15 protein-coding genes and 1 other RNA gene are annotated in these 15543 nt (G+C 72.1%); 4 read left to right on the forward strand and 12 right to left on the reverse strand.

The genetic code is table 11. The annotated features are described in order from the left end of the window. Nucleotides 1-60: 60 nt before the first annotated feature. Both ACFVWY_RS30595 and ACFVWY_RS30600 read right to left on the reverse strand, forming a co-directional pair. On the reverse strand, nt 61-663 hold the full coding sequence (locus ACFVWY_RS30595; protein WP_389878129.1) for a CGNR zinc finger domain-containing protein: 603 nt from the start codon (nt 661-663) through the stop codon (nt 61-63). A gap of 109 nt (nt 664-772) precedes the next feature. Then, entirely contained in the window at nt 773-1336 is a 564-nt protein-coding gene (locus tag ACFVWY_RS30600; RefSeq protein ID WP_389878062.1) for a GNAT family N-acetyltransferase, read from the reverse strand. A 166-nt stretch (nt 1337-1502) separates the two neighbouring features. Between ACFVWY_RS30600 and cpt the strand changes: the two genes are divergently transcribed. Next, nucleotides 1503-2036, forward strand: coding sequence for a chloramphenicol phosphotransferase CPT (cpt, locus tag ACFVWY_RS30605; protein WP_389878063.1), 534 nt, complete (start codon nt 1503-1505; stop codon nt 2034-2036). Nucleotides 2037-2202: 166 nt separating this feature from the next. Here the strand turns inward: cpt and ACFVWY_RS30610 are convergent, their stop codons facing one another. The 3 genes from ACFVWY_RS30610 to ACFVWY_RS30620 all read right to left on the reverse strand — a co-directional run bounded on the left by ACFVWY_RS30610 (nt 2203) and on the right by ACFVWY_RS30620 (nt 5174). Beyond that, on the reverse strand, nt 2203-2574 hold the full coding sequence (locus ACFVWY_RS30610; RefSeq protein ID WP_389878064.1) for a DUF4259 domain-containing protein: 372 nt from the start codon (nt 2572-2574) through the stop codon (nt 2203-2205). Nucleotides 2575-2794: 220 nt separating this feature from the next. After that, nucleotides 2795-3961, reverse strand: a complete 1167-nt coding sequence (locus tag ACFVWY_RS30615) for a uroporphyrinogen-III synthase (protein WP_389878066.1) — start codon at nt 3959-3961, stop codon at nt 2795-2797. Nucleotides 3962-4163: 202 nt separating this feature from the next. After that, nucleotides 4164-5174, reverse strand: a complete 1011-nt coding sequence (locus tag ACFVWY_RS30620) for a LysR family transcriptional regulator (protein ID WP_389878067.1) — start codon at nt 5172-5174, stop codon at nt 4164-4166. An 82-nt stretch (nt 5175-5256) separates the two neighbouring features. Here ACFVWY_RS30620 and ACFVWY_RS30625 point away from each other — a divergent pair, with 82 nt between their 5' ends. Beyond that, nucleotides 5257-6519 (forward strand): MFS transporter, encoded by a 1263-nt coding sequence (locus tag ACFVWY_RS30625; protein ID WP_389878068.1) that lies wholly within the window; start codon nt 5257-5259, stop codon nt 6517-6519. Nucleotides 6520-6523: 4 nt separating this feature from the next. Here the strand turns inward: ACFVWY_RS30625 and ACFVWY_RS30630 are convergent, their stop codons facing one another. Continuing rightward, complete coding sequence (locus ACFVWY_RS30630; protein ID WP_389878070.1) at nt 6524-7774, reverse strand: beta-ketoacyl-[acyl-carrier-protein] synthase family protein; 1251 nt, start codon at nt 7772-7774, stop codon at nt 6524-6526. 647 nt (nt 7775-8421) lie between these two features. Between ACFVWY_RS30630 and ACFVWY_RS30635 the strand changes: the two genes are divergently transcribed. Then, entirely contained in the window at nt 8422-9756 is a 1335-nt protein-coding gene (locus ACFVWY_RS30635) for an NAD-dependent succinate-semialdehyde dehydrogenase (protein ID WP_389878071.1), read from the forward strand. A gap of 67 nt (nt 9757-9823) precedes the next feature. Here the strand turns inward: ACFVWY_RS30635 and ssrA are convergent. From ssrA to ftsE, 5 genes are all read right to left on the reverse strand, one after another. Further along, nucleotides 9824-10193: a transfer-messenger RNA gene (gene ssrA, locus ACFVWY_RS30640) on the reverse strand. A gap of 119 nt (nt 10194-10312) precedes the next feature. Then, nucleotides 10313-10801: an SsrA-binding protein SmpB gene (gene smpB, locus ACFVWY_RS30645; RefSeq protein ID WP_389878073.1), complete on the reverse strand. Its 489-nt coding sequence runs from the start codon at nt 10799-10801 to the stop codon at nt 10313-10315. 18 nt (nt 10802-10819) lie between these two features. Continuing rightward, nucleotides 10820-12004, reverse strand: coding sequence for a S41 family peptidase (locus ACFVWY_RS30650; RefSeq protein ID WP_389878075.1), 1185 nt, complete (start codon nt 12002-12004; stop codon nt 10820-10822). 67 nt (nt 12005-12071) lie between these two features. Next, nucleotides 12072-12989, reverse strand: coding sequence for a permease-like cell division protein FtsX (gene ftsX / locus ACFVWY_RS30655; RefSeq protein WP_389878077.1), 918 nt, complete (start codon nt 12987-12989; stop codon nt 12072-12074). A gap of 23 nt (nt 12990-13012) precedes the next feature. Then, nucleotides 13013-13702, reverse strand: coding sequence for a cell division ATP-binding protein FtsE (ftsE, locus tag ACFVWY_RS30660; protein WP_148838248.1), 690 nt, complete (start codon nt 13700-13702; stop codon nt 13013-13015). 270 nt (nt 13703-13972) lie between these two features. Here ftsE and ACFVWY_RS30665 point away from each other — a divergent pair, with 270 nt between their 5' ends. Beyond that, nucleotides 13973-14173, forward strand: coding sequence for a hypothetical protein (locus ACFVWY_RS30665; protein WP_376689374.1), 201 nt, complete (start codon nt 13973-13975; stop codon nt 14171-14173). A 108-nt stretch (nt 14174-14281) separates the two neighbouring features. On the opposite strand, the gene ACFVWY_RS30670 is transcribed toward ACFVWY_RS30665, so the two are convergent. Next, complete coding sequence (locus ACFVWY_RS30670; RefSeq protein ID WP_389878079.1) at nt 14282-15205, reverse strand: LPXTG cell wall anchor domain-containing protein; 924 nt, start codon at nt 15203-15205, stop codon at nt 14282-14284. Between the last annotated feature and the right edge of the window lie 338 nt (nt 15206-15543).

The raw sequence follows: 15543 nt of genomic DNA on the forward strand, positions 1-15543 counted from the left end.
GGTCCTTCCCGGGTCTCGGTCGGGCAAAGACCGCTCGTCACACGCCGTACGGTCCGGGGCTCAGGGCGCGTCCGAGGACCGGGCCGCCGCCCGGCGCCGGTGCCTGGCCACCCGTTCACGGTTGCCGCACACCTCGCTGGAGCACCAGCGCCTGCGGCGCCCGCGCGAGGTGTCCAGATAGAAGCGGCGGCAGCTTCCGGCCTCGCAGCGGCGCAGCCCGGCCCGTGCCACCGGGTCGGTGAGGAGTTCGACGACATCGCGGGCGACGGCCGCCAGGAGTTCCGCGCACTCGGGATCGCGGCTCAGGGTCCGCACCAGTTTGCCGCCCCGGCCGTGCACGGCCCGCAGCCCGGGGGGCGCTCCGGCGGCGAGCGCGTTGACCCGTTCCAGGGCGCGCCGGTCGCCCCGGCCGCCCAGCTCCGCCGTCAGCAGCCGGTCGACCCCGGCCCGTAGCTGCCGGAAGCGCGCCACCCAGCTCTCGTCCACGGCCTCCAGCCGGGTGCCGTCCGGTACGAGTCCGGTGGCGACCAGCCAGTCGGCGAGCCGCTCGGCACCGTCCAGCAGCTCGCACGCCCCGGTGGTCCCGATCCCCGTCGCCACCAGGTCGAGGCAGGGGCGGCCCGATTCGAACCGCCAGTCGCACGAGCTCTTGCCGGCCATCATGGGCATGCCACCGCCTCGGGTCGCCGGTCGGGTCTCCCCCAGGGTGCCCCTCCCGGAGCCCGCCCGGAACCCCTGCCACCGCGCCGGGGCGCGGACGCCCCGGGGAGGTTCAGCCGCGCGGCGGGCCGTCGTGCAGAATCCGCTGGAAGAGGCGGTGGTCGCGCCAGTCCCCGTTGATGTGGAGAAAGCGCGGTGCCGTCCCGTACTGCTCGAAGCCGCATTTGGCGAGCACCCGCTGCGAGGCGATGTTGTCCACCATCGTCCCCGCCTCGATCCGGTGCAGCCCCAGCCCGTCCCTGGCCACCTCGCAGATCCGCCGTACCGCGGCCGTGGCCAGCCCGCGGCCCGCGTACTCCACGTCGACCCAGTAGCCGAGCGCCCCGCTGCACAGCGGGCCGAGCACGATGCCGTTCACGTTGAACCCGCCGACCGCGCGGTCCTCCTCGTCGGCCAGCACCCAGGCCCGCGCCCGGCCCGCCGCACAGTCCGCCAGCAGCCCGGCCAGCCGCTCTTGCTGGCCCTGTTCGGTGTAGAAGTGGTCGGGCCGGACGGGCTCCCGCGGCTGCATGTACGCACGGCTGCGGGTCAGCGAGGCGGCGAGGGAGGCGGCGTCGTCCCACCTGACGGGGCGGAGCCGTATCTCCGCGTCGAGCCGGTGAATGTCGTCGGTCATCCCCGCACGGTATCCCGGCGCCGGGCGGCCCGACGCGGTCTCCGGCCACCGGCCGCGCGCCCGCCCGTCCGCCCGTTCGCCCGGCCGCCCGTTTGCACAATGGAGGCGCGTCGCGCCGCGACGCGCCTCTTTCGGAACACACGACTCTCGAAGGCGAGCCGGTCACGTGAGTACGCACGTCATCGTCCTGAATGGTGGATCCAGCTCCGGCAAGAGCGGAATCACCCGCTGTCTGAAGGCGATCCTGCCCCGTCCCTGGATCAGCCTCGGCGTCGACGACCTGGTCGACCGGCTGCCGCCGTCCCTGACCGGGTCCGGTTCCGGGATCGCCTTCGGGGAGCAGGGCGAGGTCGTCACCGGCGACGGCTTCCGTGAGCTGGAGGAGGCGTGGACGACGGGCGTCGCCGCCATGGCGCGCGCCGGGGCCCGGATCATCATCGACGACGTGTTCCTCGGCGGAGCGGCCTCCCAGGACCGTCTGCGCGCCCATCTGGAGGGCCTTGAGGTGCTCTGGGTCGGCGTGCGCTGCGATCCCGGGATCGCGGCCGGGCGCGAGATCGCCCGTGGCGACCGGGTCATCGGCATGGCCGCCTCCCAGGCGGAGATCGTGCACAAGGGCGTGGCCTACGACATCGAGGTCGACACCGGCGTCACCGAGTCCCTGGACTGCGCACGCGCCATCGCCACACGGGTGAACTGAGACGGCACGGATGAACTGAGACAGCACGGGAGAGCTGAGACCTCGCGGGAGGGCTAAAACCTCGCGGGTGAGCCGGGGCCGCGCACGTGGACGGAGACCGCGCACGCGCGCCGCCACCCGCCGTGCCGCTTCCCCCGCAGCGGCGCCGGCCGAATCCGGTGTCCCTTCAGTGCGCCCGTTCCGCCAGGGCGGCCAGCCGGTCGAAGGTGCGGGTCAGCTCGGCCCGTCTGCCCTCCTTGTACTCCGGGCCGGGCTCCAGCCCGTCGATGGTCCGCTCCCACACGCCCATGAACGTCTCCCGCCAGCCCGCGACCACCCCCGGCTCCGGGACGCCCGCGCCGACGTAGCCCTGCTCCGCGATCAGGCAGAACAGCTCGATGTCGCACGGCACGGTGACGCCGTCGTACTCGTCGGGCTCCAGAAGGACCGGGTCACCGGCCATCGCCTCCGCGATCCGCGAGACGAGCCGCCCGGTGATCTCCGAAAGATGCTCCGCGGCCGCGTCGCTGTCGAAATTCCCACTGCCCCAGGTGCCCACGAAGGCCCCCTTCCTCCCGCGCTGTTGTCCCTCCCCGTTCTAGGGCCTCTCGTTTGGATCATGCCGGGCTCGCGGGGGCCGGCACGCACATCTGCCGCGTTGTCGTCAGTCACCGACGCTCCGCGTCGGCTCCTTCCTCCGCCTTGCAGCTGCACGCACCAGCCCCCGCTCCCTGATCCAGCCTGATCCAAACGAAAGACCCTAGCAGCGGGCACTGACATCAACGCTGATGCCCGGGTTCCGCAGGAGGAGCGTCCACGCGGCCCTCAGAGGGGTCCAGCGCCAGCCGGTAGCCGCGCTTGACCACCGTACGGATGAGGCCGGGGTCGCCCAGCGCCGTCCGCAGCCGTGCCACGGCCGTCTCCACCGCGTGCTCGTCGGTGCCGCCGCCGGGCAGGGCACGCAGCAGTTCGGCGCGGGAGACCACCCGGCCGGGGTGGCGGGCCAGGGCGTGCAGCAGCGCCATCCCCGCGGGCGCCACCCGGCACGGCTCGCCGTCCACGAGGACCACGTGCCCACGGACCGCCACCCGGTGTCCGGCCACGTCCAGCTCCGGCGCTCTGGCGGGGAGTTCGGAGCACAGGAGCTGGACGAGCGGAGCGATCCGGAAGCGTTCCGGCCGCACGGTACCGATGCCGCGGTCCTCCAACGGCCGGGCGGTCACCGGCCCGACGCAGGCCACGAGCACGTCCTCGCGCAGCGCGCCCAGCAGTTCCGGGAGCAGCCCGCGGTGTTCGGCCCGGCCGAGCAGCGCGGTGGCGGCCGGGGCGCTGGTGAAGGTGAGCGCGTCCAGACCGCGGGCGAGGGTGAGGTCGAGCAGCCGGTCGAGCGGGGCGATGTCCTCGGGTTCCGTCCAGCGGTAGACGGGTACGGGGCGGACCTCCGCGCCCGCCGCGCGCAACGGCCCGATGATCTCCGCGAGCGAGTCGCCGTGCAGCAGGAGGGCGATGCGGCGCCCCGCCACCCCCTCGCCCAGGAGCCGTTCCAGCACCTCGGCCATGGATTCGGAGGCGGCCGACCACGTCTCGGTCAGCCCGGCGGCCCGGACGGCGCCCTTGGCCTTGGGGCCACGGGCCAGCAGCTCCGCCCCGCCCAGCGCCTGGAGCAGCCCGTCGGCCAGGCCCCAGTCCGCGGCGGCCTCGATCCAGCCCCGGAAGCCGACCGCGGTGGTGGCGACGACCACGTCGGGCGGGGAGCCGATGACGTCCCGGGTGACGGCGCGCAGGTCGCGGTCGTCGGCGAGCGGCACGGTCCGCAGGGCGGGGGCGTGCACGACGGCGGCGCCCCGCCGTTCCAGCAGGGCGCCGAACTCCTCCGCGCGGCGCGCGGCGGTGACCCCGACGGTGAAGCCCGTGAGGGGTCCGTGGTGTGTGTCGTCCTGGTGCATGTGGTCGGCCCGACTCCCGTCCCGCTGCTGTCGCTTCCGGTTCCGCGGTCGCCCATGATGCGCGGGATGCGTGACGGCGCTGGTTCGCCCGTGTTTCCCGCTCGTTACGCCATCCGTTTCCCGCCCGTCACGCCGTACGCGTGCCGCCGGACGACGTTGCGTTTCGCGCCGGACGACGTACGGCGACGGTATACGCCCCGGCTCACCCGCTGGTGAGCATCAGGGCCGCGTCGGGTTCCGGCAGCCAGCTGCCGGGCGGGCGCACCAGCCACCCCTCCTCGGCCGCGAGCTGGTCCGCCGCCTCGCGCAGGGCGTCGAGCCCGGGATGGCGCAGCCCCTTGCGCCAGACCAGCACCAGGGGCGAGAGCGGTACCGGGTCGACCAGCGAGCGGACCACGGTCCGCGGCATCGGCGGGAAGTCGTCGACGACCAGCACCGGGCTTCGGGACTTCTCCATGACCCGCTGGAACTCGGCCACGCCGATCGCGAGCGGGGCCGGTGGCGCCAGTTCGATGTCCCACGCGGCGAAGAGCAGCCGGGCGAAGTCCGTCCACTCCACGGTGCGCGGATTCCCGGCGCCCGCGTAGACGGTCTCCCCGGCCAGGTCGCCGAGCGCGACGGTCGCCTGCGCGGCGAGCGGATGGGTGTCGGGGAGCATGACGGCCATCGGCTCGTACCGCACCGGCCGCATGCCCAGCCGGGCCCGCACCCCGGGGCCGAGTCCGGCGGCGCGGCCGAAGGAGACGTCGAGGCGGCCGGCGAGGATCTCGTCGGCCGCCCAGGTCAGCCCGCTCTCGAAGCGCGCCATCAGCTCGCAGCGCGGGGCCAGTTCCCGGGCGCGGGCGAGCACCCGGGAGGCTGCCATGCCGTCGGTGTTGAGATCGACGAAGAGGGGCAGGTCCGCCCGGTCGGCGAAGGCCGCGGTCAGCTCGGCGTGCGCGTCCAGCACCCGTCGCGCGTACGGCAGGAGCCGCTCGCCGTCGGCGGTGAGGGCGACCTGCCGGGTGGTTCGTACGAACAGCTCCACGCCCAGCTCGTGTTCCAGCCGTCGGACGTCGCGGCTCAGTGCCTGCTGGGCGACGTAGAGGCGGGCGGCGGCGCGGGTGAAGTGAAGTTCCCCGGCGACCGCGACGAAGACCCGAAGGAGCCTGGGGTCGATGTGGGGGCGGGGGTGCTGCGTCGGGGCGCCGGGTCCGGCGGCGGAGGAGGCCACACCGAAATTTACAACACAGGTGCGTCAATCACTGCGGAGAAGGTGTTGGACCCCGGAGACCACCCGCCCGGAGGCTTGCCCCATGCCGTACGAGACCGATCCCACCGCCTCCGCCCCCCTGCTCGCCGTCTGCGGTGACCGGCTGGTCGTCGCCCCGCGCACCGTCCCCGTCCGCCGGGCGTCCGCCCATCCGTACCGTCGGCTGCTCGCCACCCCGGGCGCCCGCGCCTTCACCGCGGGCAATCTCATCGCGCGGCTGCCCAGCGGGATGTTCAGCGTCAGCGCGGTCATCATGATCGCCGGAGCGCGCGGCTCGTACGCCCTGGCCGGGGCCGTCACCGCGACCGGCCTCGCCGCGACGGCGGTGGTCGCCCCCTGGACGGCCCGGCTCGTCGACCGGTACGGCCAGGCCAGGATCGCGGTGCCCGCCACCGCGATCGCCGTGCTCGGCTCGCTGGCACTGCTGCTCTGCGTGCACTACGACGCCCCGGCCTGGACCCTCTTCGCCGCCTACGCCGCGACCGCCACCACCCCGAACACCGGCGGAATGTCCCGGGCCCGCTGGGCGCATCTGCACCGGGGCGACCCGGCCGCCCTGCACACCGCGAACTCCTTCGAACAGGCGGCCGACGAGCTCTGCTTCATGCTCGGCCCGGCCCTCGCCGCACTGCTGTGCGGGGCGCTCTTCCCGGAGGCCGGGACGCTGGTCGCGGCGGTCCTGCTGATGACCGGCGTGCTGGTCTTCGCCGCCCAGCGCGCCACCGAACCACCCGTCGCACCCCGTGCGCACACCGGCTCCCCGCTCCGCACCCGGGGCATGCCTCCGCTGCTCGCCGCCTTCCTGGCCACCGGGGCGGTCTTCGGTTCGATGGAGGTCGTCACGATCGCCCACGCGGGCGGCGCGGTCCTGGCGCTCCAGGCGGCCGGTTCCTGCGTGGCGGGGCTGTTCTACGGCTCGCTGCGCCCCGCCGCGAGCATCCGGCGCCGTCTGCTGGTCTGCCTGACGGGGATGACGGCACTGATGTCCCTGCCCCTGTTCGCCGCCGCCTCGGCCTCCTCCCTGCCCGCCCTCGCCGCCGCACTGCTGCTGGCCGGCGCGGCGACGGCCCCGACCATGGTCACGGGGATGACGCTGGTCCAGCGCCTCACGCCCGAGGGCCAGCTGAACGAGGGCATGACCCTGGCCGTGACCGCGCTGCTGGGCGGCATCGCGGCGGGCTCGGCGACCGGCGGCTGGTTCGTGGAGCACGTCGGCGGCGTACAGGGCTACGTCCTACCGGTCTGCGCGGCGGCCCTGGCCCTGGCCCTGGCGGCGGCCGGCGTCCGGGCGCCCCGGGAACGCTGATCCGTCACCTGGTGAGGACGAGGGTGACGTTGTGCCCGCCGAAGCCGAACGAGTTGGCCAGCGCGGCCGGCCACTGGCCGGTACGCGGCTCGCCGCGCACCACGTCCAGGCGCACGCGCGGATCGGGCTCGTCAAGGTTGAGCGTGGCCGGGAGCGTACCGTCCCTGAGCGCGAGCAGCGCGGCCATGGCACCGATCGTTCCGGACGCGCCCAGCATGTGGCCGGTCATCGACTTCGTCGCCGTCACCGCGGCGTGGTCGCCGATCACCCGGGCGATCGCCTCGGCCTCCGCCAGGTCACCGGACTCCGTCGAGGTGGCATGGGCGTGGACGACCCCGATGTCCGCCGGGGCCAGACCGGCGTCACGCAGCGCCAGCTCCATGGCGAGGACCTGGCCATCCGTGTCGGAGGCCGTGATGTGGTCCGCGCTCGAACTCACGGCGCCTCCGGCCAGCGCGCCGTAACCACGCGCACCCCGGGCGCGGGCGAACTCCTCACGTTCGAGCACCATCATCCCGGCGCCCTCGCCCATGACGAACCCGGACCGCCCGACGTCGAACGGGCGGGACACGGCCTCCGGGTCCGCGGACCGCGTCGACAGCGCCTTCATCTGGGCGAACGCCGCGAGGGTGAACGGGTGCAGGCACGCCTCCACCCCGCCCGCGACGACCACGTCCACCCGGCCGGCCCGGATCAGGTCCTGTCCCAGCGCGAGCGCCTCCGCGCCGGACGCGCAGGCGCTCACCACCGTCCTGGCCCCGCCCTTCGCCCCCAGGTCCATGCTCACCCATGCGGCAGGCCCGTTGGGCATCAGCATGGGCACCGCGAAGGGCGACAGCCGGCGGGCCCCGGAGCGCTCGAAGATGTCGTCCTGGCCCAGGGTGGTGAGGACGCCGCCGGTTCCCGTGCCGATGACGACCGCGAGCCGCTCCGGCTCGACCTGCGGAGCACCGGCGTCCCGCCAGGCCTCCCGCGCGGTGAGGAGGGCGATCTGCTCGCCCCGGTCCAGCTTCCTGGCCTCGGTCCTCGGAAGCAGCGAGGCGGGATCCACCGTGAGCCCGGCGGCGACGTGGACGGGCAGTTCCTCGGCCCACTCCTCCGTCAGGAGCCGCACTCCGGACTTCCCGTCCAGCAACCCCGACCACAACGACGACGCGTCGTCTCCCAGCGGCGTCATCGCCCCGATGCCCGTCACCCGCACACGACCGCCAGAAGCGTGCCGAGCGGGCCGATTCACAGCGTCGTTCCGGGTCATGCGAGCCTCCTCGAATTGTGCAGGTGCTACATGACACCCGACTCACTCCACGACGATCGTCCCAGCACTGACATGGGAAATCAGGATCACGGCCCACCAATTCGAAAGCGGAATCTTATGCCCTCTCCATAAATACCGCGGAAGGGGTCACTGCGTCGCGCCCACCGGCGGCCGACCCGCGAGAACCCCTGTCGTACCTCTCGGCAGAACGTGCCGGAGGCGCGGCGAGGACGGCGGCCGGGGCGCCGGGGCAGCCGCGGGCCGTGGAGCGCGGGGCGGCGGCGGGACAGCTGCCGCGCGTCGGGCCAGCGCGTGCCGGCATTGCCGGACCCGGCCGCCCGAGACCGGGGCGAGGGAGCGCTGGAAGGCCCCAGGGCCCGCCCCTGGGGCCTGGCCGCCGCCCCGGGGCGGCAGAGCCTCCCGCGGGCACGCGCGCCTCCGGCGGGGCGGCCGCCGCTGGACGCGGGTGACCGGCGGCGTCCGCCCGCCCGCCCGGCGGAGCGTCCGCCGCCTTCGAGGGCGTCACGTCCGCCGCCGGTGCCCGCACCCTCCCCGAACCGTAGGTAGGCTCCGCGAAACCGGCCTCACGCCACAATTGGCCACAAGGCCGACGTGGCCCCGCCACCCCCGCACTTCCTGGAGACCTGATGTACGCCGTCACCGATCCGTCCACCGGCACGACCGCCCAGTCCTACCCGACCGCCACCGACGCCGAGGTGACCGCGGCCGTCGCCGCCGCCCACGCGGCCACCGCCTGGGGGCGGAGCACCTCCGTGGCCGAGCGGGCCGCGCTTCTGCGCCGTCTCGGGGACCTGCACGCCGAGCACCGCGCCGAACTCGCGGCGGGCATCGTGCGCGAGATGGGCAAGCCGCTCGACGAGGCGGAGGGCGAGATCGACTTCTGCGTCGACATCTACCACTACTACGCCGACCACGCCGAGGAGTTCCTCGCCGACGAGGAGCTTCCCGTCACCTCCGGCCCCGGCCGCGCCGTCGTCCGGCGCGGCCCGGTGGGTGTGCTGCTCGGCATCATGCCGTGGAACTTCCCCGCCTACCAGGTCGCCCGGTTCGCCGCCCCGAACCTCGCCCTGGGCAACACCATCGTCCTCAAGCACGCCCCGCAGTGCCCGGCCACCGCGGCACTGCTGGAGCGGCTGGTCACCGAGGCCGGTTTCCCCACCGGCGCGTACGTCAACGTGTACGCCACCAACGAGCAGATCGCCGAGGTGATCGCCGACCCGCGCGTCCACGGCGTGTCCCTGACCGGCTCGGAACGCGCCGGTGCCGCCGTCGCCGAGATCGCCGGACGGCACCTGAAGAAGGTCGTCCTGGAACTCGGCGGCTCCGACCCGTTCCTCGTGCTGTCCACCGACGACCTCGACTCCGTCGTGGACGCCGCGGTCTCCGCCCGCCTCGACAACACCGGTCAGGCCTGCAACGCCGCCAAGCGATTCGTCGTCACCTCCGACCTCTACGACCCGTTCGTGGAGAAGTTCACCACCGCGCTCCTCGCCCGCCAGTCCGGGGCGCCGCTGTCCTCGGTCGCCGCGGCCGACACCCTGGAGCGCCAGGTGGCCGCGGCCGTCGCGGAAGGTGCCACCCTGCACACCGAGGGTGAACGCAGCGGCGCCCACTTCCCGGCCGGGGTTCTCACCGGTCTCACCACCGAGCACGCCACGGCACGCCAGGAGCTCTTCGGCCCGGTCGCCATGGTCTTCCGTGCCGCCGACGAGCAGGACGCGCTGCGGATCGCCAACGACACCCCCTACGGTCTCGGCTCGTACGTCTTCACCACCGACGCCGCGCAGGCCGCCCGCGTCGCCGACGGCATCGAGGCCGGCATGGTGTTCATCAACGGTGTCGGCGCCGAAGGCGCCGAGCTGCCCTTCGGCGGCATCAAGCGCTCCGGCTTCGGCCGCGAGCTGGGCCGTCCGGGTATCGAGGAGTTCGTCAACAAGAAGCTCATCCGCACGGTGGCGTAGCCGACGGCGGGCATGAAAAAGCCTCCGCCCCGCGAATAATCTCGCGGGGCGGAGGCTCACATGGGAATTGTGGAGATGGCGGGAATCGAACCCGCGTCCAACGGTGCGGAACCAGGGCTTCTCCGTGTGCAGTCCGCTGCGATTTTCTCGGCCCCGGAGATCACGCGGACAAGTCTCCGACGGGCTCAGTCACTGTTTGATTTCCTTCTAGGCCCCGTGACCGGGTCTAGAAGTTTAGATCCCTTGATGATGCCAGGATCCGGGTCGGGATCACCCCCGGGCTGACACTTCGCAAGTCGCTACTTAGGCAGCGAGGGCGAAGGAATCGCGCTTGGTGTTGGCGATTATTGGTTGCGACATATGGTTTACGAGATCATTGCCGCTTCCTCGACACGCTTCCCCTGCTTCGACATCCGCTGTCGAAACCGATCATCCCCATGTTGTTTTTTCAAATGCGCGCACCCGCTGTGGAGTGCGTTGCCATCGTACGTGACCAACGTGCGACGATGCCAGCCTATTCCTGGCGGAGCCCGGCGAGGCCCCGGGGACCGGGGCCTCAGGCGCTCCGCTGGCGCCTGCGGACGGCGGAGATCGCGCGGTTGGTCTCGCGGAGGTCCTGCTTCTCGCGCAGGGTCTGCCGCTTGTCGAACTCCTTCTTGCCCTTGGCGAGCGCGATCTCGACCTTGACCCGGCCGTCCTTGAAGTACAGCGCGAGGGGCACGATCGTGTGGCCCGTCTCGCTGGACTTCGACTCCAGCTTGTCGATCTCGGCCCGGTGCATCAGCAGCTTGCGCTTCCGCTTGGCCGAGTGGTTGGTCCAGGTCCCCTGCACGTACTCGGGCACGTGGATGTTGTGCAGCCAGGCCTCGCCGCCGTCGATCTGGACGAAGCCGTCCACCAGGGAGGCCCGGCCCAGCCGCAGCGACTTGACCTCGGTGCCCATGAGGACGAGACCGCACTCGTAGGTGTCGAGGATGTGGTAGTCGTGCCGCGCCTTCTTGTTCTGCGCGATGAGCTTGCGCCCCGTGTCTTTTTCCTTAGCCATAGTGCGGCCATTTTCGCACTACGGCCCACCCCCGAGGCCACTCAATACTGTCCTGGCCCGCTGCTCGGCCCGGGAGCCGACCGCGAGGTCCGGGGTGATGCCGCGCCCGTCGACCCCGCGCCCCGCCGGGGTGCGGTAGTGGCCGACGGTCAGCTCGGCCACTCCGCCGCCCGGAAGCCTGCTGGGCATCTGGACCGAGCCCTTGCCGAAGGTCCGCGAGCCCACGGTGACGGCGCGGCCCCGGTCCTGGAGCGCGCCGGTGAGCAGTTCGGCGGCGCTCATCGTGCCGCCGTCGACCAGGACGACGAGCGGGCGCGAGGTGTCGCCGCCGGGCTGGGCGTACAGGGCGCGCTGCTCGCCGTGCACGTCGTACGTGGCGACCAGGCCGCCGTCCAGGAAGGCGGAGGCGGCGGTGACGGCCTCGGTGACCAGTCCGCCGGAGTTGCCGCGCAGGTCGAGGAGCACCCCGGCGTCGCCGGGGGCCGTCCGGACCGCGTCACGGACCTTGGCGCCCGAGCCCTTGGTGAAGGAGTCGACCTCGATCAGTACGGCTTCGGGCTCCGGGCGGCCAGCGCCGATCCGCCGTATGGTCACGGCCTCGGTGGTGAGCCTGGCCCGGCGCAGCGTCTCGGTCCGCGCGAGGGCGCCCCGCTCGATGCCGAGGACCACCGTGCTGCCCTCGGCCGCCTCCGTACGGTCGCCGCGCAGCAGAGCGACGACCTCGGCGACGGGGCGGCGGTCGACCCGGTGGCCGTCGATGGTGCGGAGCAGGTCGCCCGGCGCGATGCCCGCCCGGTCCGCAGGGCTGCCGGGCTGGACCCGGGTCACCTCGACCCGCCCGTTCGCGGCGCGCCTCGCGGAGATCCCGACGCCGGTGTACGAGCCGTCCAGGGACCGCTCGAACTCCGCGTACTGCCGGTCGTCGTACACCGCGCCCCAGCGGTCCCCGCTGCGGCTGACGGCCTTCGCCGCCGCCTCCTGGCCGGACTTGCCGTCGGCGACGGCGCGCGCCGCGGCGGCGGTGACCTCGTCGCTGTTGACGGCGGAGGCGACGGAACGGGTGACCGGCGCCGCGGAGTCGTGACCGTCGCGGGGCAGGGCGCCGGCGGCGGCCCCGGCGGTCAGCACGCCCGCGAAGACCAAGGTCAGGGCAGCCCCGCGGCGCACGCCGCGGGGCCCGAAACACTGCGCGGGGCCCGGCATGGCGCCGAGTCTAGGACAACGCCCCCTGGGCGCACGGCCGGTTGGCCGCGCGCCCAGGGGGCGCATGTCACACCTTGAGGTACTTGCGGAGCGCGAAGAGCGCGGCAACGGCGGGCATCAGCAGGCCGATTGCCAGGACCAGGGGCAGCTTGGTGAAGACCGCGTCCCAGCCGATGAAGTCGATCAGGGTCAGCTTGCTCTGGAGGGCCAGGCCGCCGTCGATCAGGAAGTACCGGCCGGCCAGCAGCATGACGCAGGCCAGCACGCCGCCGATGAGACCGGCGAACGCGGCCTCCATGATGAACGGCATCTGGATGTAGAAGCCGGAGGCCCCCACGAGCCGCATGATCCCGGTCTCGCGCCGTCGGCTGAACGCGGACACCCGGACGGTGTTCACGATCAGCATCAGCGCGATGACGAGCATCAGCGCCATCACGAAGAGGGCGGCCACGTTCATGCCGTTCATCAGACCGAAGAGGTTGTCCAGAATGCTTCTCTGGTCCTGCACGGACTGCACCCCGTCACGGCCCGCGAAGGCGGTGGCGACGACCTTGTACTTCTTCGGGTCGTGGAGCTTGACCCGGTACGACTCCTGCATCTGGTCCGGCGTGATGTTGCTCGCCATGGGCGAGTCGCCGAACTGGTCCTGGTAACGCTTGTACGCCTCGTCGGCCGACTCGTAGGTGACCGTGTCGACCACGTCCATCTTGCCGAGATCACTCTTGATCTGATTCTTCTGCTCGGTGGTGACGGCACCCTTGGCGCACTTGGGCGTCGAGGTCACATCGCTCTTGCTGCAGAGGAAGATCGAGACGTTGACCTTGTCGTACCAGTAGTCCTTCATCGTGCTGACCTGCTCGCGCATGAGCAGCGCGCCGCCGAACAGGGCGAGCGAGAGGGCGACGGAGACGACGACGGCGAAGGTCATCGTGAGGTTGCGACGGAGGCCGACGCCGATCTCCGACAGGACGAACTGGGCGCGCATGGCGTCCTTTCAGTGCTCGGTGCTCAGTGCTGGTAGCCGTAGACGCCGCGCGCCTGGTCGCGTACGAGACGGCCCTTCTCCAGCTCGATGACGCGCTTGCGCATCTGGTCGACGATGTTCTGGTCGTGGGTCGCCATGATCACGGTGGTGCCGGTCCGGTTGATCCGGTCCAGCAGCTTCATGATGCCGACGGAGGTCTGCGGGTCGAGGTTGCCCGTGGGCTCGTCCGCGATCAGCAGCATGGGACGGTTCACGAAGGCCCGCGCGATCGCCACGCGCTGCTGCTCACCACCGGAGAGCTCGCCGGGCATCCGGTCCTCCTTGCCGCCGAGGCCGACCAGGTCGAGGACCTGGGGCACCGCCTTGCGGATCTCGCCGCGCGGCTTGCCGATGACTTCCTGCGCGAACGCCACGTTCTCCGCGACGGTCTTGTTGGGCAGGAGCCTGAAGTCCTGGAACACCGTGCCCAGCTGGCGGCGCATGTGCGGCACCTTCCAGTTGGACAGGCGGGAGAGGTCCTTGCCCAGGACGTGGACCGCGCCCTGACTGGCACGTTCCTCACGGAGGATGAGTCGCATGAAGGTGGACTTGCCGGAGCCGGAGGAGCCCACCAGGAAGACGAACTCGCCCTTCTCGATATCGAGGGACACATCCCGTAGAGCGGGGCGGCTCTGCTTCGGGTAGGTCTTGGAGACGTTGTCGAATCGGATCACGGATGCACCACGGTCGGCCGGGAGTAGGTGTGCGTGACCATACGCGAACCGGACTGAGGCGTGCAGGCGCACGTCCAGGGATGGGCGTTTTGTGTCGGAACAGCACCGGCCGGACGCGGGTGACAAGTATGACGGAACGGGTGATCTCCGGCGGGCCGCGCCGAAATCCGCGCGAGCTGGCACAGTGGTAGGGGGAACGGTTGCGTTTCCCTGAGCGTTGTGCGGAGCGGAAACGCGTTGCGGCTCCGCCGCGCGGGAGGAGGAAGGCGCATGACCTACGACCGACTGGTGTGCGCGAACTGCGCGGCGCCCGTCAGCGAGGGCCGTTGCCCCGTGTGCCGGGCCAGCCGTGAGCGGCTTCAGCAGGAGCAGGGACAGGGCATGTTCGCCGGGCTGAACCCGGCGATGCTGGTGGCCCTGCTGGTGGTGCTGGTGGGTGCCCTGGCGCTGCTGGCGCACCAGGGCGCGTAGGACCGTTCCGTCCGGGCGTACGTACATGGAGGGGCCCGGGACGCCATGTGGCGTCCCGGGCCCCTCTGTGCCTGTGCGCCGGGCCGGACCCGGTGCGGACGGCAGTCCTTAGGCGACCGCGCGGCCGTTCATCAGGCGCGGCAGGATACGGAAGCCGATGCCTCCGGCGATCATCGTGGCGGCGCCGATCACCAGGAAGGTGGTCTCGGCGGCGCCGGTCTCGGCGAGCTCGTCCTTGCCCTTGCCCTGCTCGACCGGCTGGTTGCCGGCCGAGTCGGGGGTGGTGTTGTCCGCGCACTTGGCGCCGTCGAGGTCGACGGTGCAGGAGTCGTCGCCGCCGGTCGCGGAACCGCCGGTGGAACCGCTGGTGCCGGAGGTGCCACCGGTGCCGGAGGTACCGCCCTGGTCACCAGAGCCGCCGGCGGAGGAGGTGCCGCCGTGGTTGCCGGAGCCGCCGGTGGAGGAGTTACCGCCGGTCGACGGGCTGCCACTGGTGGAGGAGTTCCCACCGTTGGACGCGTTGCCGCCGTTGGACTCGTTGCCACCGTTGGACGAGTTACCGCCGTTGGACTCGTTCCCACCGTTGGACTCGTTGCCACCGTTCGACGAGTTACCGCCGTTGGACTCGTTGCCACCGTTGGACTCGTTGCCACCGTTGGACTCGTTGCCACCGTTGGACGAGTTACCGCCGTTGGACTCACTGCCACCGTTGGACTCGTTCCCACCGTTGGACTCGTTGCCACCGTTGGACGAGTTACCGCCGTTGGACTCACTGCCACCGTTGGACTCGTTGCCGCCGTTGGACGAGTTACCGCCGTTGGACTCGCCGCCGCCGTTCTCGTTGCAGCGCGGGTCGATCGGGCTGCACTCGCCCTCGCCCTCACCATTGATCTGGGCCTCGGCCGACAGCCCGGCAACGTTGACATCGACGCCGACCGCCGAAGCGACACCGGCGGCGGTGAGCGAGGCACCCGCGGCGATGACCGCACCCGCGGCGATCCTCGCGACGCGTACGCGCGTCTTCTTCGTCATGTGCTGCTACCCCCAGTAGCTGTTCTCGTCAGTGGAGCAGCCATATGCGGGCCCCGGCTCCCCGGAGTTCGCTCCGAACGGCGCCCCACAGAGTCATGGTCATGCCGCCCGCCCCCGTTCACACCCGTCCCAGACATACGCATGCTGCCCTAGCACCTTGTCGGCGGTTAAGAACTACGTCAAGGCCGTTCCGTGCGCTATGCGCCGCTTTGGTCGCAGTTGGTCACCAGACGGAGGCACGACTGTGACGCACGCACCACCGCGCCCGCACGAGCGGCGGCCACCGCTCCTCCACGGAAAACGGCGGTGCCGGAGACCGTGTGGGTCTCCGGCACCGC

The organism is Streptomyces sp. NPDC058195 (genome assembly GCF_042883525.1).
Classification (GTDB): domain Bacteria; phylum Actinomycetota; class Actinomycetes; order Streptomycetales; family Streptomycetaceae; genus Streptomyces.